20 protein-coding genes are annotated in these 18906 nt (G+C 56.5%); 12 read left to right on the forward strand and 8 right to left on the reverse strand.

The window, feature by feature from the left end; translation table 11 throughout:
* Positions 1-333 precede the first annotated feature (333 nt).
* Both ACA043_RS09205 and ACA043_RS09210 read right to left on the reverse strand, forming a co-directional pair.
* Positions 334-1530 (reverse strand): hypothetical protein, encoded by a 1197-nt coding sequence (locus ACA043_RS09205; RefSeq protein WP_497659031.1) that lies wholly within the window; start codon positions 1528-1530, stop codon positions 334-336.
* 255 nt (positions 1531-1785) lie between these two features.
* Complete coding sequence (locus ACA043_RS09210) at positions 1786-2004, reverse strand: hypothetical protein (protein ID WP_497659032.1); 219 nt, start codon at positions 2002-2004, stop codon at positions 1786-1788.
* 790 nt (positions 2005-2794) lie between these two features.
* On the opposite strand from ACA043_RS09210, the gene ACA043_RS09215 reads away from it, so the two are divergent.
* Positions 2795-4126 (forward strand): putative phage tail protein, encoded by a 1332-nt coding sequence (locus ACA043_RS09215; protein WP_497659033.1) that lies wholly within the window; start codon positions 2795-2797, stop codon positions 4124-4126.
* Between the two features lie 332 nt (positions 4127-4458).
* Here ACA043_RS09215 and ACA043_RS09220 read toward each other — a convergent pair whose 3' ends face one another.
* The 3 genes from ACA043_RS09220 to ACA043_RS09230 all read right to left on the reverse strand — a co-directional run bounded on the left by ACA043_RS09220 (position 4459) and on the right by ACA043_RS09230 (position 6133).
* Positions 4459-5016 (reverse strand): Smr/MutS family protein, encoded by a 558-nt coding sequence (locus ACA043_RS09220; RefSeq protein WP_187680079.1) that lies wholly within the window; start codon positions 5014-5016, stop codon positions 4459-4461.
* 74 nt (positions 5017-5090) lie between these two features.
* Positions 5091-5411 (reverse strand): hypothetical protein, encoded by a 321-nt coding sequence (locus ACA043_RS09225; protein WP_007914024.1) that lies wholly within the window; start codon positions 5409-5411, stop codon positions 5091-5093.
* A 131-nt stretch (positions 5412-5542) separates the two neighbouring features.
* Positions 5543-6133, reverse strand: coding sequence for a cysteine hydrolase family protein (locus tag ACA043_RS09230; protein WP_053118675.1), 591 nt, complete (start codon positions 6131-6133; stop codon positions 5543-5545).
* A 239-nt stretch (positions 6134-6372) separates the two neighbouring features.
* Here ACA043_RS09230 and prmB point away from each other — a divergent pair, with 239 nt between their 5' ends.
* On the forward strand, positions 6373-7281 hold the full coding sequence (gene prmB / locus ACA043_RS09235) for a 50S ribosomal protein L3 N(5)-glutamine methyltransferase (RefSeq protein WP_497659034.1): 909 nt from the start codon (positions 6373-6375) through the stop codon (positions 7279-7281).
* A 115-nt stretch (positions 7282-7396) separates the two neighbouring features.
* Here the strand turns inward: prmB and ACA043_RS09240 are convergent, their stop codons facing one another.
* On the reverse strand, positions 7397-8188 hold the full coding sequence (locus tag ACA043_RS09240) for a hypothetical protein (RefSeq protein WP_401269724.1): 792 nt from the start codon (positions 8186-8188) through the stop codon (positions 7397-7399).
* Positions 8189-8287: 99 nt separating this feature from the next.
* Positions 8288-9241: an alpha/beta hydrolase gene (locus ACA043_RS09245; RefSeq protein ID WP_401269726.1), complete on the reverse strand. Its 954-nt coding sequence runs from the start codon at positions 9239-9241 to the stop codon at positions 8288-8290.
* A gap of 130 nt (positions 9242-9371) precedes the next feature.
* On the opposite strand from ACA043_RS09245, the gene aroC reads away from it, so the two are divergent.
* From aroC to mtnC, 5 genes are all read left to right on the forward strand, one after another.
* A complete protein-coding gene (aroC, locus tag ACA043_RS09250) occupies positions 9372-10463 on the forward strand; it encodes a chorismate synthase (protein ID WP_401269729.1) in 1092 nt (363 codons plus the stop codon).
* Positions 10464-10497: 34 nt separating this feature from the next.
* Positions 10498-11643 carry an MFS transporter gene (locus ACA043_RS09255; protein WP_489878634.1) on the forward strand — a complete coding sequence of 382 codons (1146 nt, stop codon included), beginning with the start codon at positions 10498-10500 and terminating at the stop codon, positions 11641-11643.
* The gene (locus ACA043_RS09260) at positions 11640-12266 is read left to right on the forward strand and encodes a methylthioribulose 1-phosphate dehydratase (protein ID WP_401269733.1); all 627 of its coding nucleotides are present in this window, start codon (positions 11640-11642) and stop codon (positions 12264-12266) included. The genes ACA043_RS09255 and ACA043_RS09260 overlap by 4 nt, the downstream gene beginning before the upstream one ends.
* Before the next feature lie 94 nt (positions 12267-12360).
* Entirely contained in the window at positions 12361-12906 is a 546-nt protein-coding gene (locus ACA043_RS09265) for a 1,2-dihydroxy-3-keto-5-methylthiopentene dioxygenase (protein WP_401269735.1), read from the forward strand.
* Between the two features lie 4 nt (positions 12907-12910).
* The gene (gene mtnC / locus ACA043_RS09270) at positions 12911-13594 is read left to right on the forward strand and encodes an acireductone synthase (RefSeq protein ID WP_401269738.1); all 684 of its coding nucleotides are present in this window, start codon (positions 12911-12913) and stop codon (positions 13592-13594) included.
* An 80-nt stretch (positions 13595-13674) separates the two neighbouring features.
* Here mtnC and ACA043_RS09275 read toward each other — a convergent pair whose 3' ends face one another.
* Positions 13675-13953, reverse strand: a complete 279-nt coding sequence (locus ACA043_RS09275; protein WP_095191301.1) for a DUF3509 domain-containing protein — start codon at positions 13951-13953, stop codon at positions 13675-13677.
* Between the two features lie 387 nt (positions 13954-14340).
* On the opposite strand from ACA043_RS09275, the gene ACA043_RS09280 reads away from it, so the two are divergent.
* The 5 genes from ACA043_RS09280 to speE all read left to right on the forward strand — a co-directional run bounded on the left by ACA043_RS09280 (position 14341) and on the right by speE (position 18778).
* Positions 14341-16179: a long-chain-acyl-CoA synthetase gene (locus tag ACA043_RS09280; RefSeq protein ID WP_401269741.1), complete on the forward strand. Its 1839-nt coding sequence runs from the start codon at positions 14341-14343 to the stop codon at positions 16177-16179.
* Between the two features lie 97 nt (positions 16180-16276).
* Entirely contained in the window at positions 16277-16795 is a 519-nt protein-coding gene (locus tag ACA043_RS09285) for an ankyrin repeat domain-containing protein (RefSeq protein ID WP_187680088.1), read from the forward strand.
* A gap of 135 nt (positions 16796-16930) precedes the next feature.
* Entirely contained in the window at positions 16931-17461 is a 531-nt protein-coding gene (locus tag ACA043_RS09290; RefSeq protein ID WP_497659035.1) for a hypothetical protein, read from the forward strand.
* 71 nt (positions 17462-17532) lie between these two features.
* Positions 17533-17724, forward strand: coding sequence for a PLDc N-terminal domain-containing protein (locus ACA043_RS09295; protein WP_016773784.1), 192 nt, complete (start codon positions 17533-17535; stop codon positions 17722-17724).
* Between the two features lie 178 nt (positions 17725-17902).
* Complete coding sequence (gene speE, locus ACA043_RS09300) at positions 17903-18778, forward strand: polyamine aminopropyltransferase (RefSeq protein ID WP_489878639.1); 876 nt, start codon at positions 17903-17905, stop codon at positions 18776-18778.
* The last annotated feature ends 128 nt before the right edge of the window (positions 18779-18906 follow it).

Consider the following 18906-nt stretch of genomic DNA (forward strand, 5'->3'; position numbering starts at 1 on the left):
CTTTGTTTACTGGCCTTGAACGGCCTGTGTCAGCATTGGAAGGGGTTCGAATCCCTATCCAAACAGTCAGTAGTAGCAATTGATCAAAAGGAGAGCGAGGTCAGGTATTGGTATGCCAGTCCCTGATGGGATCTCCGTAGAAACATAAAAGGCTTCACACCGGGTCAAGGTGCCGGGCGCGATTGAACCTAAACGGCGTTATATTCGTTGATCGTCAAAAGCCGCAATCGGCCATAACTGGTGCCCGCGACAGGAGTGCCAATGACGGGTGAGTCGTGTCATTTGTCTGCTGGGCAACCACTAGACATCCAATCTTTATAATCAATTGAATTTTTACTTACCACCAACGCTGTTTAATTTCTTGTTCTTGACTGCCTCTGCGAAAGCGTTTGCCGATTGAGTAACCTGATTGCAAATAGAAATAAACTCGTCGCCATAGTGTGCATCACTTGAACTTGTAGTTAACACTTTATGATCGGCGCTTACTCGATGCTTGCCTACTGCTTTAATGGCCTCTGAAAGTCTGATGATAAGTCCTAGTTCTGTCTCGGCCAAGTCGAGAAGCTGCAAGGTACTGAGGGGCCTTTGGCTGACATGAATAAAATCTGATGCGAGCTTTCCAAATTCGGATTGCAACAGATCTTTAATGGACTTGGCCTTTAGCGAGTCAGGTCCGACAATCTTATATAGCTCACTGCAGCTATCAACAAGCGCCTTGTTTGTATTTTCAACAGGCATTCGTAAGTGTTCGTTCTCAATATGCCCGAAAAGCTCGTCGGGACTGAATACAGTATTTAACTTGGTGATAGCATCCTGAAGATTTCGAATTGGCTTGGGGAAATCTACCCAAGCACCATCATATGTTCGAGCTGCGAATAGCTCGAAATTTTCATCGCTGTAGTCAAGGGCGGGGCGTGAGATTTCATGTGCGTGCCAGTGGCGCTGTTCAGCATCTGAAAAAGCGTACAAGTCCTTGTAGATTGCTGTAACAAATATTCTTCCATCTTCTGACCTGCCCTTTCCGAAGCGTACATCAATATATCTTTCATCAGGTGAATTTGACTTTGTCCATATATGCCCCCCTGCCGAAGAGTCATCAACTTCGTACCAGTCCAGATGACTAAAATAACGGCCAAGTACTTCTTCCGAAAAAAAACACAATGCTAGCTGATGCTCTCCGCACATGAGGCGTTTTTTGTATTCGGAAGGATTTGAGCGAGCATGCTCACTACTGTAAAAATATTCCGTAAGTTCTTTTCGACTGGGAAAGAATATATGAGTCGTGACAGAAGTAAATGTTAGCTCTCCCCCAGAGCTTGGAGTCGGTAGGCTGACCAGACCAAGCTCTACGTTAGCGTTCATGGTTCCTCTGCCAGCATCAACCCATGACTCGATCAATCGAATAACGTTTTGGTGTGAGACACGTAACCGCTGGGCCAAATCAAGTCCACTGACTCCGCCAAACGAGGTATTCCAACTGCGGACGGCTTCCGTGAAAAGTTTTTCTTGAGTAACTTTTTTTAAAGTCACAATCCACCTCTGGTATATTATTCGCCAATTATGGTTCGCTTGTTGCGCATACCAGTCGCCTTTCGGAATAAGTCAGATATATTAACTGCCCTGCTCATGATCGGAGCTAAACCGATGCTTGAGATGGCTAAGTTACTTTTATCCTAACGATCGTAGCAGCAGCTGTGGAAGAGTTGGCAGACCCCTGCGCATTGCCGTGTTCCGTCGGTCGCCACGGGCAACTATTGGCCGTTTGTTGCCAGTCAAAGCGACTCCCTAGCACGTCCTCAATCGCATGATCGCATCTGTAATCGCTTTTGCGTTCATGTCCAGCGTTTCTAAAGCCGCAACGGCGTTATCGGCAACAATGTCTGCGCCAGCGCCTGAAATCCACTGGGTAATCTCTTCGATCGCCGCACCTAGCGCATGCTGATTGTGAAGCAGCAATGTCAGCGCATCGGCAGTGGCGATATTGGAACCCGAGTTACTTGGCATTTGGATCGTCCTTGAATGAAAGTCCGGAAGGCTAATTCATACCTGCCAGATCAGATTAGCCTAGACATCAATCTGTGACGTCCTTTTCCGGATCAAAAAAGCGCATCTGTCCCATGTGGGCTTTTTCAGGCGCCAAAAACCAAAAAAACCCGATTATCTCTAGTAAAATCAGTGGCTTGCGTTATCTGAATGTGGCGGTAAAGGAGAGATTCGTACTCCCCTCCAAGCGAAGAGGCAAAGTACGTATCCCTTACCAAGCGCGGTGCCTCACCCGGTCAGGTTCATGGGACACAGCTTTTTGATGCTTAGAAATTGCTACAACGCAACGCTGCTGTGAGACTTTAGCCAATCAATGCGGGGAGCGGGTGTTTAGCTCCTCCCAATCCATCATCGGAGCTAGCCAACGGTCACTTTCTGCGCGGAAGCAGCTATTTTGCCCCTCGTTTCGTCAGTGGGCCAAACCCACACGATTATGCAGTCATGCTAAGTGTTTTCTGATGGTTATCTAGGTCCTAACGCTATACATGCAGATCTTTAGTGGGGCAAAGGACTCGCTTGTCGACAGATTTCGCCAACTTGCTAGTCCGTATTAATTTCTCAAGAAAAATGCGCTGATGCAATTATTATGCACCAATGCATTGCCATAATATGCGTTTGCGCATACGCTGGTTTGCGTTCTCACCCAGGCGGCTGGAAGCGCAAATTTCTAATTTCCCCCCACAAAAAAGCACCGATGGATCAACCGCACCTCACCAGATGAGGTTTATTCGAACAAATGGAGTTATGCAAAATGACAGTAAACACGACTAATAGCGTTACCGAATTCACTATCACCGGGGTGGATACCCTTGCCGGTCTGCGTATTTTCAACTCGGCCACCGGTACAAAAGTTTCAACGCTTGGGTATGCAGTTCGCGGGGACGGAGGACACGCGGAGTACGCTTTAGACAAAGCAGACACGACGAGTCCCGAATCGATTCCTATGGTCATCGTTGCGAACGATGGTGCCCGGTGGAAGTTGATCCATGATGGCAATGTCAATGCTGAACAATGTGGCTTCAAGCGGGATGGCACAGTGAATACTGGAGCTGTCTTGAATCTGGCGATAGCAGCAGTTACTGCCGCAGGTGCGAGAATCCTATGGGGGCACGGCACCTATGTGTGCGAGCACATTGCGATCATTCCGAATATGTCATGGGTCGGTAAAGGGCAGTTTTTTACTATTCTCAAGGCCAAAGACGGCCTGAATCAGGACTTCATAACCTCGAACTTCAACCTCAACACTAACAACGTTTCGATTGTTGGTATGCAGTTTCACGGCAACCGCGCCAAAAACACTATCGGGCAGACGTTCGCACTCAAAGGGGCCAAACAGAACCTTCGCCAGATCACAATCACGCAATCTGCACAACATGGTCTGATCACGGATTTCGACATCATCGATGGTGAGCGTCCACTTGGGTTTGAAAGCACGTATGAAGACATTCTGATCGACACCACTGGCGGCCATGGTTGGATGTATAACGGGCCTACTGATTCCTCAATGACCAACGTTACTTTACTGGACTGCGGTGTATCCGCGGATAACACCTATTTTGGATTGATTGCGAGTAGGAATTTTAGAGCTGATAACCTTCATCCTTGGAATCGCTCTTCAACCATTAATGTGCCAGCCGCTTCTGTTTACATCCAGGCAAGTGCGCCAGGCTGTACGGCCGTCAACTCCCATTTTGAGGGAGGCCATTGCCCGCTCAAAATCCTCAGCAACCAAAACGCTTTCAGCGACTGCGATTATTACGCAACCCGTGGCGTCTATTGCATTGAAAACTATGGTGCGGCGAACAAGATCAGTGGTGTGCTTGGCGCGACGGCGGCTTCGGTGAACCCCAATTACAGAGGTCTTTTGATGGGGGGTGTAGGGAACATGATCGATCTAACGGACGGTGGCTGTGTGAACGGCTCGATAGACTTCACCGGGAGCCAGGGCGGCAACATTGTCAGAGTTTCCGGTTATAGGAATGTGGGTGTTCCGTATGTCGGAACACCTCATCCGGCAGATGTCGTGCTTCTGGTCATTCTTGGAGCGGGAGGTGGGGTACTTTCAAAAGCATACACGGCTTAAATTGTCGTATAAGCATAGGCCTACCGCATCGATCACCGTATATCCTCAGCAAAGAAAAAGCCCCGCATCGTGACGATCGATGCGGGGTTCTCAGGGTTGGCAGCGAAGGAGGATCCTGTACCAATTTATGTACCAACAACCGTGTTTACGGGTGGTTTAACACGTATGGCTTTTATCTAAGTCCTTGATTTTATTAACCCTGATAACTTACTGAGCTCCCCTAAACATGGCGGTGTAATTCTGTTCCAGGGACATGAAACTACCTGTGGGGATTTTCGCAAAGGGCAAGGGTACGGTGGCGGACACAACCCTGCAAGTTCGGTGTAACGGGATTATTCGTCGCGACCTTCCATCATCGTGCGTTTCAGCATCACATAAACCGCGCCGGCACCGCCGTGTTTCGCCTGGCACGAGCAGAAACCGAGCACTTGCGCATGCTGGCGCAACCAGGTGTTGACGTGACTTTTGATCATCGGCCGCTTGCCGTCCAGCCGCACAGCCTTGCCGTGGGTGACGCGCACGCAGCGGATTTCGAATTTGGTCGCTTCGGCAAGAAATGCCCAGAGGGTTTCCCGGGCCTTTTCCACGCTCATCCCGTGCAAATCAAGACTGCCTTCGAACGGAATCTGGCCGACCTTGAGCTTGCGCATCTGACTTTCCTGCACCCCGTCGCGCGCCCACATCAACTCGTCTTCCGGGCCGACGTCGATAACGAATTGATCGGACAGGCCATCAACGATGGTGGCATCGCTGCGCACGGTGGCGGACTGACGCAGCTTGGCGATCTGTGCGCGGTCAGCCTTGGGTTTGCCGGTGTCGGCGCGGTCGTGCTTGATCGGCTTGACGCCTTGGATCGCACTTTTGAACAGGGAAAAATCGTCGTCTTGCATGTCAGCCTCCGCGAAGGGCGGCCAGTTTACCCAAGTCGAAACAAAACGGCCCGGCAAAAAGCCAGGCCGTGAAGTCAGTCGTGTTTTTTCATCAGGTGCGGGGACATGTTCAGTTCCCGCGATTGCCGGGCGCGACGGCGGCATCTACGCCACAGGGCCACGCCGAAATACAGAAACAACAAGCCGACTGCCAGAATGATCGCCGAGCCCATCGGCGTGGCATTCAAATCGCCGAGCGCTGGTGGGCGCCCGAGCAGGCTGGCCGCCCCAGCCATCGCCAGCAGCACACCGAACGTCGCCAGAATGGCGGCGATCGCAGCGCCGAAGCGAAAACGCCAGTTGCTTTGGCCTTTTGGCCGCAAGCGGCGTGCGTCAAATCCATCGGATAACTTCATTCCGACCTTCCTCAATGGGTATCGGCCCTTCGACCGGGAGTTGACCGGGTTGTTCCTGAGGCTATGGCATTTGCGGCAAATGAGAGGACTTTGTGGATGAGCGGCGCGCTGAACCGCTCATCAAGGCGCTATCAGATCAAGTCTTGAGTCAAGGCAAGGGTAGCGAAATTGTCGGCCATGATCGCCATTTCGGCTTCCTGCACCAGTTCGGCGCTGAGTACGCGCCCCTTGAACGGCAGATCACGGGTGGCGCAGGCATCTTCGACCAACGTGCAACGGAAACCCAGATTCTTCGCTGCCCTTACAGTGGTGCTGACGCTTGAGTGGCTCATGAAACCGCAGACGATCAAGTCCAGCGAGCCAAGGTTTTGCAGGCGGTCAAGTAACTCGGTGCCATGGAAAGCGCTCGGCAGCAATTTGCCGATGATGGTTTCGTCGCCCTGCGGTTCGAGGCCGGGGATGAACTCGCCGCGTTCGCCCTGCGGGTCGAACAGGCCTCCGACGGTGCCGAGATGACGCACGTGCACGATCGGCCGACCGGCTGCACGGGCTGCGGCAACCACTTGTTTGATGTTCGCGACGGCCGCGTCCATGCCGCTCAGGGCCAGCGGGCCACTGAGGTACTCTTTCTGGGCATCGATGATGACCACAGTGGCATGGCTCAGTGTGGCCGCTGCGTAACCGCGACCGCTGAGTTGAAACATCGTTTTTGGAACGGACATTCTGGGGCTCCTTGGGGTGGGGCTTTTGCGACATTGTCCTCTGGCTGAGCGCTTCTGTGAATCGCTACCATCGTAGGTGCCGTCGTTACTGGCCTGCAGCCTTGTCAAGTTACACGTTCTGTTCAATAGCTGATGCAAAAAATAGAAATCTCCTACCGTCGCGCCGGTGTTTTTCCTGCGTCGTCGTGGCGCGTTTTGGCTGGTAGAATCGCCAGTCGTTTTTTCTGGAGTTCTGCCCCGTGATCACTTCCCGACTTCGTACCCTGCGCGACCATATCCGTTGGGCCGTCAGCCGCTTCCATGGGGAGGATCTGTTTTTCGGCCATGGCACCGATAACGCCTGGGACGAAGCCCGGCAGTTGGTGCTGGGCGCTTTGCACCTGCCGTGGGAAATTGCCGACAGTTATCTTGATTGTGCGCTGGAGGATGACGAACTGGTCAACCTGCAACGTCTGCTCAAACGCCGCATTGAAGAGCGCATCCCGACCGCTTATCTGCTGGGGGAGGCGTGGTTCTGTGGCATGTCGTTCATCGTCGACGAGCGCGTGCTGATCCCGCGTTCGCCGATTGGCGAGCTGATCGAAAACCGTTTTGCGCCGTGGATCGGCACTGAGCCGGCGCGGATTCTAGATCTGTGCACGGGCTCTGGCTGCATCGGCATTGCCTGCGCCTACGAATTCCAGAACGCCGAAGTGGTGCTGGCCGATCTGTCGTTCGAAGCGCTGGAAGTGGCTAACCAGAATATCGAGCGCCACGGCGTTGATGAGCGTGTGTACACCGTGCAGGGCGATGGTTTCGACGGATTGCCGGGTCAGCGTTTCGACCTGATCGTGTCGAATCCCCCTTACGTCGACGCGGAAGATTTCGCTGACATGCCGGACGAATACCAGCATGAGCCTGAGCTGGGCCTGGCCTGCGGTGATGATGGTCTGAATCTGGTTCGGCGCATGATCGCCGAAGCGGCGGATCACCTGACCGAGAAGGGTTTGCTGATTGTCGAGGTGGGCAACAGCCAAGTGCACGTTGAAGCGTTGTACCCGGAAGTCGACTTCGCCTGGCTTGAGTTCGCGCGCGGCGGGCATGGCGTGTTCATGTTGACGGCGGAGCAGTGCCGCAATCATCAGGCGCTGTTCGCTTCCCGCGTCTAATCGAGACTGATCGTTCCCACGCGGAGCGTGGGAACGATCAAGCAGGTCTGGTGTACGACACAAATCCTGTGGGAGCGAGCCTGCTCGCGGATAGCCGCGCCGCGGTCTCAAGCCGTTACCGGTGCGTAGCAATCCAGATCAGCAACCCGGCCTGAAACACCGCAAATGCGACCAGACAAGTAATGGTGAAGCGCAGCCCGGCGTCTTCACGTTTGAACTTGCTGACCTTCTCTTCCTGCTTCTTCAGCTTCACTTCTTGCTCAGCCAGGTTTTGCTCGGCCTGCTGAAGCATCTGCGCCGCTTCCAGAATCTCGACGATCTGCAGCTTTTCGCTGTTCCAGTCGCCGAGCAAGTCACCGACCTGAACGTCCTTGATGCTGCCCTTCAAATGCTGGGCATCGGCGTAGACCACCTCGAAACCGTGGACTTTCAGGAAATGATCACGACGCAGGCGGGTGTCTTCGTTCAGCGCGTCCTTGTTGTTCAAGTCCAAGCCGTCGACGGTGTAGGTCGGCCAGCGTTTTTTCGCCCAGTTGATCCCTTGCGCGGCCATGAAACGGCCGATGCCACGGTTCAACGGTTCGATCTGCAAGCCGCTGTCCGGGCCGAAGCGCACACGCTTGGTGGTGTGATCGGCCCACACATCGAGGTGATTCTGTTCTTTGCGTACCCGTTGGCTCGGCAGTTTGATCGCCAAGCGCATCAGGCTATGTTCTTTGCTGTGGCGTTCTGCGTAACCGAACTCGACAAAGCGTAACGGCCGGCCACCGGTGTGACGATCGGTCTGCAGCGGGGCCAGGCGGAGCATCTTGTGGTGCTCGACGTGAACATCCGCCCACGGCAGCTCGACCGCTGGCGGTGCGTCTTTTTCAGCGGTGGTGTCGGGTGAAGTCTGGGTATCAGTCATAACGGCGAGATCCTGTCCAAGCCCTGCTTGTCGCCAGCCGATACGCTGGCGACACAGGCTTATCGGCCGCTTTCTTCAGGACTGGAGGGCAAACCGCGCTTAACGGGTGCGAAGTCCGTCAATAAACTCGATGATTTTGCTGCCCAGTTCAGCGGCCAACGGCAAATTCGGGTCCTTGTAGGAGGCCAATTGCCGCTTCATATCGTTATGCACGATGCGCAGAACATGGTTCATGCCTTCGATCACCGCCAGTTCGGCGTCGGGTTTGGCAGCCTTGAGCAGCTTCGCGTCTTCGGTGCCGACCTGAATATCGTTGCTGCCCTGAACAATCAGCGCTGGCATCTGCAATTGTGCGAATGCTTTTGCCGGGTCTTGGCGAAACAGCGAAATCAGATATGGCTGCACGCTCGGGCGGAAAATCACTTGCAACGGCGCCGGTACGTTGTCGTCGGTATGACCGGCCTTGAGGCTGTCGAGCAGTTCGTTGCTGCGCAGCATCAAGGGGGGCGGCAGGCTGCGGGCCAGCTGCTCGCGGATCACCTGATCGACCGGCCGGGCGCTGCCGGACAGGGAAATAACTGCAGCGGCATCGGCACCCGGCGCGGCCAGCGTGGCGATCAGCGCGCCTTCGCTGTGGCCAAGCAGAATCAGTTGGCCGAACCGTGGATCGGCCTTGAGCTTACGCGCCCAGGCCTGGGCGTCGGCGACATAGGCTTCCACCGACAGATTGCGCTCATCAGGCGTGGCGGCGAGGCTCGCGGCCACACCGCGTTTGTCGTAACGCACACTGGCGATGTTGTGTTTGGCCAGCACCCACGCCAGCCGTTTAAGGCTGTCATTGCGCCCGCCGTCGGGGTTGTTTCCGTCACGGTCCGTAGGACCTGAGCCTGAAAGAATGAGGACAACCGGCACCGGACTGTCGGACTTGGGCAGCAACAGCGAGCCGAAAAGTTCTCCGCTACCAGTATCCAAAGTCATCGGACGCTGTAGGACTGTCGCCTGGGCAAAGCCAGTAAAGAGGGTAAGACTCAAGATCAAAACTCGCAGCATCATCACGCCATCATTCGCCAAGGTGCCGGTTGGACTCACCAACACCGCTAAGGTTCGAGGATGAACTACTCGGTTAGCCTGCGTATACTGGCGCGCATCACGAATTTGGGTTTGATTTCACGGAGCGTCCTGCATGTCCGGCAATACCTACGGCAAGTTGTTCTCTGTCACCACCGCTGGCGAAAGCCATGGTCCGGCGTTGGTCGCCATTGTCGACGGCTGCCCGCCGGGCCTGGAGATTTCCATCGAAGACCTGCAGCGCGACCTCGATCGCCGCAAGCCCGGCACCAGCCGCCACACCACCCAGCGCCAGGAGGCCGACGAAGTCGAAATCCTCTCCGGCGTGTTCGAAGGGCGCACCACCGGCTGTTCCATCGGCCTGCTGATCCGCAACACCGACCAGAAGTCCAAGGACTACTCGGCGATCAAGGATCTGTTCCGTCCGGCCCACGCCGACTACACCTACCACCATAAATACGGCGAGCGCGACTACCGTGGCGGCGGCCGTAGCTCCGCGCGTGAAACCGCGATGCGTGTGGCGGCCGGTGCGATTGCCAAGAAGTATCTGGCGAGCCAAGGCATCGTCATTCGCGGCTACATGAGCCAGCTCGGCCCGATCGAAATCCCGTTCAAGACCTGGGATTCGGTCGAAGACAACGCTTTCTTCAGCCCTGATCCGGACAAGGTTGCGGAGCTGGAAGCCTACATGGATCAGTTGCGCCGTGATCAGGACTCGGTGGGCGCGAAGATCACCGTCGTCGCCGAAGGCGTGATGCCGGGCCTGGGCGAGCCGATTTTCGACCGCCTCGACGCGGAACTGGCCCACGCACTGATGAGCATCAACGCGGTGAAAGGCGTGGAAATCGGCGCCGGTTTCGCCTGCGTCGCCCAGCGCGGCACGGAGCATCGCGATGAGCTGACTCCGGAAGGCTTCCTCAGCAACAACGCTGGCGGCATCCTCGGCGGTATCTCGTCTGGTCAGCCAATCGTTGCGCACCTGGCGCTGAAGCCGACGTCGAGCATCACCACCCCGGGCCGTTCGATCGACGTCGATGGCAACCCGGTCGACGTGATTACCAAGGGTCGCCACGATCCGTGCGTTGGCATCCGTGCCACGCCGATTGCCGAAGCGATGATGGCCATCGTGCTGATGGATCATCTGCTGCGTCACCGTGGCCAGAACGCCGATGTACGGGTGAGCACGCCGGTGCTGGGTCAGCTTTAATGGCAGACCTCAAAGCCGTCGCGGCATAACCGGCGTGGCGGCGCTCCCTTACTGGCGGCTGTCCAGTTTCTACCTGTTCTACTTCGCCTTGCTCGGCTCGACGGCGCCGTTCCTGGCGCTTTACTTCGATCACCTTGGCTTCAGCGCCGCCCGCATTGGTGAGCTAGTGGCGATCCCGATGCTGATGCGCTGCGTGGCGCCGAACATCTGGGGCTGGCTGGGTGATTACACCGGCAAACGCCTGGCTATCGTGCGCTTCGGCGCGGTGTGCACGCTGCTGACCTTTTCGCTGATTTTCGTCAGCAAGACCTACGCCTGGCTGGCGATGGTCATGGCGTTGCATGCGTTCTTCTGGCACGCGGTGTTGCCGCAGTTTGAAGTCATCACGCTGGCGCATTTGCAGGGCCAGACCTCCCGTTACAGCCAGATCCGCCTCTGGGGTTCGATCGGTTTCATCATCACCGTGGTCGCGCTGGGTCGCCTGTTCGAATGGCTCAGCCTCGACATCTACCCGGCGGCGCTGGTGTTGATCATGGCCGGCATCGTCCTCAGCAGCTTGTGGGTGCCGAACGCGCAACCGGCACAGGGCAATCGACCAAATGGGGACGGCTTTCTCAAGCAGTTGCGCAGTCCTGGCGTTCTCGCGTTTTACGGCAGTGTCGCGCTGATGCAGATGAGCCACGGGCCTTATTACACGTTTTTGACCTTGCACCTGGAACGCCTCGGCTACAGTCGCGGCGTAATCGGCATGCTTTGGGCAGTCGGTGTGGTCGCCGAAGTGCTGATGTTCATGGCCATGAGCCGGATTCTTTCGCGTATCTCGGTGCGCCGGGTGCTGATGGCCAGTTTTCTGCTGGCGGCGTTGCGCTGGGTACTGCTCGGTTCGTTCGCCGAATTCCTGGGTGTGCTGTTGTTTGCGCAGGTTCTGCACGCGGCGACCTTCGGCAGCTTTCACGCCGCTGCCATCCAGTTCGTGCAACGTAGCTTTGGTGCGCGGCAGCAAGGCCAGGGGCAGGCGTTGTATGCGGCACTGGCCGGTACCGGCGGTGCGTTGGGCGCTTTGTATTCCGGCTACAGCTGGAATGCCCTCGGCTCGACATTGACCTTTAGTATTGCCAGTCTCGCTGCGCTCGCTGCTGCCGTTATCATTGCCACACGTATGCAAGAGGACAGGCCATGAGCCTTACGCGTGAACAACTCGCCCAGCAAATCGTCGACGCCGGGCGTTTTCTCTACGGTCGAGGCTGGTCGCCGGCCACCAGCAGCAACTATTCGACACGCCTGTCGTCCAGCGAAGCGCTGCTCACCGTATCCGGCAAGCACAAGGGGCAGTTGGGTCTGGATGATGTGCTGGCCACCGACTTTTCCGGTAACAGTCTGGAGCCGGGTAAAAAACCGTCCGCCGAAACCCTGCTGCACACTCAGCTCTATAGCTGGCGCCCTGAAATCGGAGCGGTGCTGCACACCCATTCGGTGAACGCCACGGTGCTTTCACGGCTGACCCCGGAAGATTTCATCGAGTTCGAAGACTACGAGCTGCAAAAAGCCTTCAGTGGCATTTCGACCCACGAATCCCGGGTGCGCGTGCCGATTTTCGACAACGATCAGGACATTGCGCGCCTTGCCGCCAAGGTGCAGCCTTGGCTCGATGGCCATCCCGATTGCGTCGGCTACCTGATCCGTGGCCACGGCCTCTACACCTGGGGCGCGCAAATGAACGACGCGCTACGCCAGATCGAGGCCTTTGAATTCCTGTTTGAATGCGAGTTGAAAACTCGCAGCGTCATGAACCGCCAAGGCTGACTTCACCAGAACCAGCCCTTTTGCCTGATGAAATGCTGTGCCCGACCGGTCTGCAAGAACCGGACGGCAAGGCCGATACCGAGGAATTGCCCCAATGAGCAGCCTGTCCGTCTATCACATTTCCAGCCCTGAGATTCCAAACAAGGTGCTGACCCATTTCGAAGACATCGCTTCCACCCTGGCCGAGCAGGGCGTGCGGTTCGACCGCTGGCAAGCCGCCGCAAAGATCCAGCCCGGCGCGACACAGGAAGAAGTGATCAGCGCTTATCAAGAGCAGATCGACAAACTGATGACCGAACGCGGTTACGTCACCGTCGATGTCATCAGCGTCAACAGCGATCACCCGCAAAAAGCCGAATTGCGCGCCAAGTTCCTTGAAGAACACCGCCACGGCGAAGACGAAGTACGCTTTTTCGTCGCTGGCCGTGGGCTTTTTACCCTGCACATCGACGATTACGTTTACGCCGTACTCTGCGAGAAGAACGATCTGATCTCGGTACCTGCCGGCACCAGGCACTGGTTCGACATGGGCGAGCATCCTCATTTCGTGGCGATTCGCTTGTTCAACAATCCTGACGGCTGGGTCGCCAACTTCACCGGCGAAGACATCGCCGGCCGCTTCCCGCGTCTGGAGGACTGAGCCGATGTCGATCAAAGTCATTCTTACCGACATCGAAGGCACCACCAGCGCGGTGAGTTTCGTTTTCGACGTGCTGTTCCCGTATGCGGCCAAACATCTGCCGGACTTCGTGCGGCAGAACGCCGAACGTGCCGATGTCGCCGAGCAACTTGACGCTGTGCGCCGCGACAGCAACGAGCCGCAGGCTGATGTTGAACGTGTTGTCGAGATTCTGTTGGACTGGATCGCCGAAGACCGCAAGGCCACGCCGCTAAAGGCGTTGCAAGGCATGGTCTGGGAGCAGGGCTATCAGGCCGGGCAGTTGAAGGGCCACGTTTACCCGGATGCTGTTGAAGCACTTCAACGCTGGCATCAGGCGGGTTATCAACTATTTGTGTATTCGTCCGGTTCGATCCAGGCGCAGAAGCTGATCTTCGGCTGCTCTGAGGCGGGGGATCTGACGCCGCTGTTCAGTGGTTACTTCGACACCACGTCCGGGCCCAAGCGCGAGGCGCAGTCTTACACCAACATTCAACAGGCGATTGGTGTTGAACCTGCGCAGATTCTGTTTCTGTCAGACATCGTGCAGGAACTCGATGCGGCTCAGGCTGCCGGTTTGCAAACCTGCGGTCTGGCCCGTGAAGGCGGGGAGTTGGCGGGGCATGTGACGGTCGATAGTTTTACCGGAATTGAACCGGAAGCGTTCTAAAGCACCTACAAGGAAACGGCGCACAAACAAACAGGCCGTGAAGCGCATGCTTCACGGCCTGTTTTGTTTAAGGGTTTGAATTACAGCGAGTGATAAGTCGGCAGGGCAAAACGCTGCTGGCTCTGCAACATCGCAATTTGCGGCAGTTCGCTGGCCTGTTCGGCCAAGTCACGGCGAATCGCACTGATCGCCCACGACAGTTGGTCGCCGGCATGCAGTTGTTGATAGGTGAGGGCGCGCTTGAACACTTTGCCGTCGGCACTGCGCAGGGTCAGCAGAATCCCGCCATCGGGACGCGGCGCAGTGGTGACGTCGAAGTTGGAGAACAGGGAGGTAAATTTTTCTTGGATCAGGCTCATGTTTTTCAGCTCCGTATGCACTTGAATGGCAAGCATGCAGAGGAGGTTGCAGTGATTGTGCCAGCAGTCGATAAAATTAAAATCCATATAAATCAATAAGTTAAAAAATTTAAAATTTAAACGGGTCGTGCAATCTGCATGAATGGCCATCGTGCATCCTGCATTTTGCGGGATCGTTCTCGATTCTACGGAACCAATTGATAAAGCCAGGATCAGCGCCGTCGCCGTTGAGCCTGCGGATACAAAACATTGCAAAAACCGCGTGTACAGGCCGAGAAGCGCTGACGTATTTTCGGTCTCGACCGTCGCAAAAGATCGCCGGTTGCCTCACCCAGTCGCCCGACAATAAAAACACCGGCCACCGCCAAGGCCGAACGGGGAGCTTCCATGAGTCACGCGCCAAGCGACACGATTACCTGGGGCATGATGCTCCGCAAACTGCCGATGATCGCCAAAGCCATCCCTCGGGTGGTTAAAGGCATGAAGGTGGCCAACGTCACGGATCCGACCCAAAGCTGTGGCCTTGGCTGGACATTCGAACAAGCGACTCTGCGCAATCCTGATGGGCCGGCGTTATTGCAGGGCGATGTGTTGCTGACCTATGCGCAGGTCAACCAGTGGGCCAATCGTATCGCCCACTATCTGAACGGGCAGGGCATCGGCAAGGGCGACGTGGTGGCGGTATTCGTCGAAAATCGCCCGGAACTGCTGGTGACGATACTGGCGCTGGCCAAGGTCGGCGCTGTCAGCGCGCTGCTCAATACCTCGCAGACCCGCGACACACTGATCCACAGCGTAAACCTTGTAGCGCCGGTGGCGATCGTGGTCGGCGAAGAGTTGGTGCCCGCATTTGCTGCGGTGCGCGAGCAGGTGTCGATTGCGCCGCAGCGCACTTGGTTTGTCGCGGATCAGGACACCTACAGCCACCCGGGCATTGCGCCCGAGGGCTATGTCAATCTGATCAGCGCCAGTGCCGACGCCAGCAGCGATAATCCGTCGAGCAGCCAGCAAGTATTTTTCGATGACCCTTGTTTCTACATCTACACCTCCGGCACCACCGGACTGCCCAAGGCGGGGGTGTTCAAGCACGGCCGCTGGATGCGCAGTTCCGCCAGTTTCGGCATGATCGCGCTGAATATGCGCCCGGACGACGTGGTTTATTGCACCTTGCCGCTGTACCACGCCACCGGCCTTTGCGTGTGCTGGGGCTCGGCGATCAATGGCGCATCGGGTTTTGCGATCCGCCGCAAATTCAGCGCGAGCCAGTTCTGGAGCGACGTACGCCGCTATCGCGCGACCACCATCGGCTACGTCGGCGAGTTGTGCCGCTATCTGGTCGATCAACCGGCCAGTGCCGATGATAGCCGTCACGGCGTGCGCAAGATGATCGGCAACGGTTTGCGCCCGGGCGCCTGGGCGCAATTCAAGACACGGTTTGCGGTGGATCACATTTGCGAACTGTATGCGGCGAGCGATGGCAATATCGGCTTCACCAACATCCTCAACTTTGACAACACCATCGGCTTTTCCCTGATGGCCTGGGAGTTGGTCGCCTACGATCACGACAGCGGTGAGCCTCTTCGTGGCGATGACGGTTTCATGCGCAAGGTCGGCAAGGGCGAGCAGGGGTTGCTGCTGGCACGGATCGACGAGAAGGCACCGCTGGACGGTTACACCGATCCGCAGAAGACCGCCAAGGTCGTGCTGGACGATGTGTTTAACAAAGGCGACCGTTTCTTCAATACCGGTGACTTGCTGCGAAATATCGGCTTCGGTCATGCCCAGTTTGTTGATCGGCTCGGCGACACCTATCGCTGGAAGGGTGAAAACGTTTCGACCACAGAAGTCGAAAACCTTCTGCTACAGCATCCGCATATCTCCGAGGCGGTGGCGTATGGCGTGGAAATCTGCAACACCAACGGTCGCGCCGGGATGGCGGCGATAACCCCGGCTGAATCTCTTGCGACCCTGGATTTTGCAGAACTGCTGACCTTTGCAAGGCAACGCATGCCGGCCTACGCCGTACCGTTGTTTTTGCGGGTGAAGGTGAAAATGGAAACCACCGGCACCTTCAAATACCAGAAAACCCGGCTGAAAAAAGAAGGTTTCGACCCCGGCCAGACGGGCGATGACCCGATCTTCGCCTGGCTGCCCGGCACGCAGACCTATGTGCAGGTCACCGATGAAGTTTTGGCTGAAATTCATCAGGGCAAATACCGTTATTGATTGTGGCTATAGGCAATCTTGAGAAAAAGAGGGTGACAGCTATCGTCTTGCTCGGGAAAACTGTCGGCTTTCCGATTGACCGAAGTGGAGTTGCCTAATGTCCGACCAAAGCCGCCAGATGACCCCTGAAGAGGCTGCCGAATTTGCCGAGCAGGTTTTCAACAAGGCGCGTGAGGGTGATGCCGCGATGATGGCGGCGCTGCTGACTAAAGGGTTGCCACCGAATCTTCGCAATCACAAGGGCGACACATTGTTGATGCTCGCGGCTTACCACGGCCATGTGGAAACCGTGAAAGTTCTGCTGGAACACAAGGCCGACCCGGAAGTTCGCAACGACAATGGCCAAAGTCCGATTGCCGGTGCTGCTTTCAAAGGCGATCTGGCGGTAGTCTCGGCGCTGGTCGAGGGTGGCGCGCAGGTTGAAGGCTCGTCCTTCGATGGCCGCACTGCGCTGATGATGGCTGCGATGTTCAACCGTGTTGAAATCGTTGATTACCTCATCAGCAAGGGCGCCGACCCGAAAGCCAAGGATGCCAATGGTGTTTCCGCGCTGGACGCGGCGCGGACCATGGGCGCGGTCGATACCACCGCGCAACTGGAAAAACTGCTGGGTTGATCAGGTCAAAAGATCGCAGCATTCGGCAGCGCCTGCACTGATCTGCTGTAGGCGCTGCCGAAGGCTGCGATCTTTTGCTTTTCTGCGCTATCCTTCGCGCCCTCAAAATCTACCCTCGCCATAGGATCCGCCCTTATGAAAGCCGCACTCGTCGAACTCATCAGCAAAATCAGTTCCGGCTGCATGGGCGAGGACGAGATCCTGAACGTGGCCGATGAAGCCGCTCAGGCCTACGCCGATGCCGACGCGTTTCTGGCCGCCAATCCGGACATCAACTATGACGACACGTTCCCGATGCCGCTGGGCGAATGGGTCGTCGTCGGCAGCCTGCCGGAAACCGTAATGTTTCAGGCCGACACCTACGTCGACCTGTTCGCGCAGATTGTTGCTTCGTTCGGCCCGGGCGTGGATTTCAACCTCAAGCCCAAGCAACTGGCCAAGACCGAAGCGTTGACCGCACTCAACCGTATCCAGGTGCAGATGAGCAGTCTGAGCAAGGAAAACGGCGGTTACACGCTGATGAACTTCAGTCAGTTGCTCGACGATGAGCTGCAAGTGGTGCTGGTCTATGGCAACGATGTGCCACGGGTGCTGGAACTGTGCGCCGAGTTGGGCATCGCCGCCGCACCGTCGCTGGAAGCGCTGAAGATCGCCGTTCACGTCTGAGAGTAATAAAAGGGAACCCTGCGCTGGCCCGTCTATCCTAAAAGTGCATGCCACTATTCTGGAGCGACACCATGGGTTCGACGTTTAACGGTCTGATCGGTCTGATCATTCTCGCCCTCGACATCTGGGCCATCATTAATGTGCTGAAAAGCGGCGCGTCCACCGGGATGAAAATTGTCTGGGTGCTGCTGATCATCCTCCTGCCGGTGCTGGGCCTGATCATCTGGGCAATCGCCGGGCCGCGGGGGAATGTCCGAATCTAGCCGCTACTTTCGAGAACAACTCGAAACCTGTGGTAGCTGGCAAGCCAGCTACCACAGGGATTGTGCCAAGCCGATGGCGCGAGGTTCGACCTGTCATCTTCGGCAACGTAGAATGCGCGCCTTTCCCGGGCAATCGTCGCCACGATTGGCGCCCGCGCATTCATCGGAGCACGTCACCATGACCGTCACGAAAACCAGTGAGTACCTGGAAACCCTCTACGAAGGCTACGGTCAGCGGTTTCGCATGGAAAAACTGCTGCACGAAGTGCGCACCGAACACCAGCATCTGGTGATCTTCCAGAACCCGCGAATGGGCCGGGTAATGGCGCTTGACGGCGTGATCCAGACCACCGAAGCCGACGAATTCATCTACCACGAAATGCTCACCCACGTGCCGATCCTCGCCCACGGCACCGCCAAGCGCGTGCTGATCATCGGCGGCGGTGACGGCGGCATGCTGCGTGAAGTGGCCAAGCACGGCAGTGTCGAGCACATCACCATGGTCGAGATCGACGGCACCGTGGTCGACATGTGCAAGCAATTCCTGCCGAACCATTCCAAGGGCGCCTACGACGATCCGCGTCTGAACCTGGTGATCGATGACGGCATGCGTTTTGTGGCCACCACCACCGAGAAATTCGACGTGATCATCTCCGACTCCACTGACCCGATCGGCCCGGGCGAAGTGTTGTTCTCGGAAAACTTCTACCAGGCCTGCCACCGTTGCCTGAACGAAGGCGGCATCCTCGTGACTCAGAACGGCACGCCGTTCATGCAGATCGACGAAGTCAAAACCACTGCCGGCCGCCTGCGCAGCCTGTTTCCGGACTGGCATTTCTATCAGGCCGCTGTTCCGACCTATATCGGCGGCTCGATGACGTTCGCTTGGGGTTCGACCAACCCGGCCTACCGCAAGTTGAGCCGTGAAACCCTGCGACAGCGTTTCATCGGCAGCGGCATTGTCACTCGCTACTACAACCCGGAAATTCACATCGGTGCGTTTGCGCTGCCGCAGTACGTACTCCAGGCGATCAACAAGCCAGGCAACGACTGAAAATCACGCAACTCCTACAGCGGATGTAACTTTTTTCATGTTCGCTCGCAGCAATCCTTTTGAACGATCAATCCGGCCAAAAGTCGAGATAGGTGTAAGCCCATTTGCGGGTTTGATCGAGGAGGCAC

This window comes from Pseudomonas sp. LBUM1648 (genome assembly GCF_059716145.1).

Bases quoted from the DNA above. Each gene is read 5' to 3' on its own strand.
- ACA043_RS09265 (WP_401269735.1), top strand. From the start codon at position 12,361: ATGAGCAGCCTGTCCGTCTATCACATTTCCAGCCCTGAGATTCCAAAC.
- ACA043_RS09285 (WP_187680088.1), top strand. From the start codon at position 16,277: ATGTCCGACCAAAGCCGCCAGATGACCCCTGAAGAGGCTGCCGAATTT.
- ACA043_RS09210 (WP_497659032.1), bottom strand. From the start codon at position 2,004: ATGCCAAGTAACTCGGGTTCCAATATCGCCACTGCCGATGCGCTGACA.
- ACA043_RS09220 (WP_187680079.1), bottom strand. From the start codon at position 5,016: ATGCAAGACGACGATTTTTCCCTGTTCAAAAGTGCGATCCAAGGCGTC.
- mtnC (WP_401269738.1), top strand. From the start codon at position 12,911: ATGTCGATCAAAGTCATTCTTACCGACATCGAAGGCACCACCAGCGCG.
- speE (WP_489878639.1), top strand. From the start codon at position 17,903: ATGACCGTCACGAAAACCAGTGAGTACCTGGAAACCCTCTACGAAGGC.
- ACA043_RS09240 (WP_401269724.1), bottom strand. From the start codon at position 8,188: ATGACTGATACCCAGACTTCACCCGACACCACCGCTGAAAAAGACGCA.
- ACA043_RS09260 (WP_401269733.1), top strand. From the start codon at position 11,640: ATGAGCCTTACGCGTGAACAACTCGCCCAGCAAATCGTCGACGCCGGG.
- ACA043_RS09295 (WP_016773784.1), top strand. From the start codon at position 17,533: ATGGGTTCGACGTTTAACGGTCTGATCGGTCTGATCATTCTCGCCCTC.
- ACA043_RS09275 (WP_095191301.1), bottom strand. From the start codon at position 13,953: ATGAGCCTGATCCAAGAAAAATTTACCTCCCTGTTCTCCAACTTCGAC.
- ACA043_RS09245 (WP_401269726.1), bottom strand. From the start codon at position 9,241: ATGATGCTGCGAGTTTTGATCTTGAGTCTTACCCTCTTTACTGGCTTT.
- ACA043_RS09280 (WP_401269741.1), top strand. From the start codon at position 14,341: ATGAGTCACGCGCCAAGCGACACGATTACCTGGGGCATGATGCTCCGC.
- aroC (WP_401269729.1), top strand. From the start codon at position 9,372: ATGTCCGGCAATACCTACGGCAAGTTGTTCTCTGTCACCACCGCTGGC.
- ACA043_RS09290 (WP_497659035.1), top strand. From the start codon at position 16,931: ATGAAAGCCGCACTCGTCGAACTCATCAGCAAAATCAGTTCCGGCTGC.
- ACA043_RS09225 (WP_007914024.1), bottom strand. From the start codon at position 5,411: ATGAAGTTATCCGATGGATTTGACGCACGCCGCTTGCGGCCAAAAGGC.
- ACA043_RS09230 (WP_053118675.1), bottom strand. From the start codon at position 6,133: ATGTCCGTTCCAAAAACGATGTTTCAACTCAGCGGTCGCGGTTACGCA.
- ACA043_RS09215 (WP_497659033.1), top strand. From the start codon at position 2,795: ATGACAGTAAACACGACTAATAGCGTTACCGAATTCACTATCACCGGG.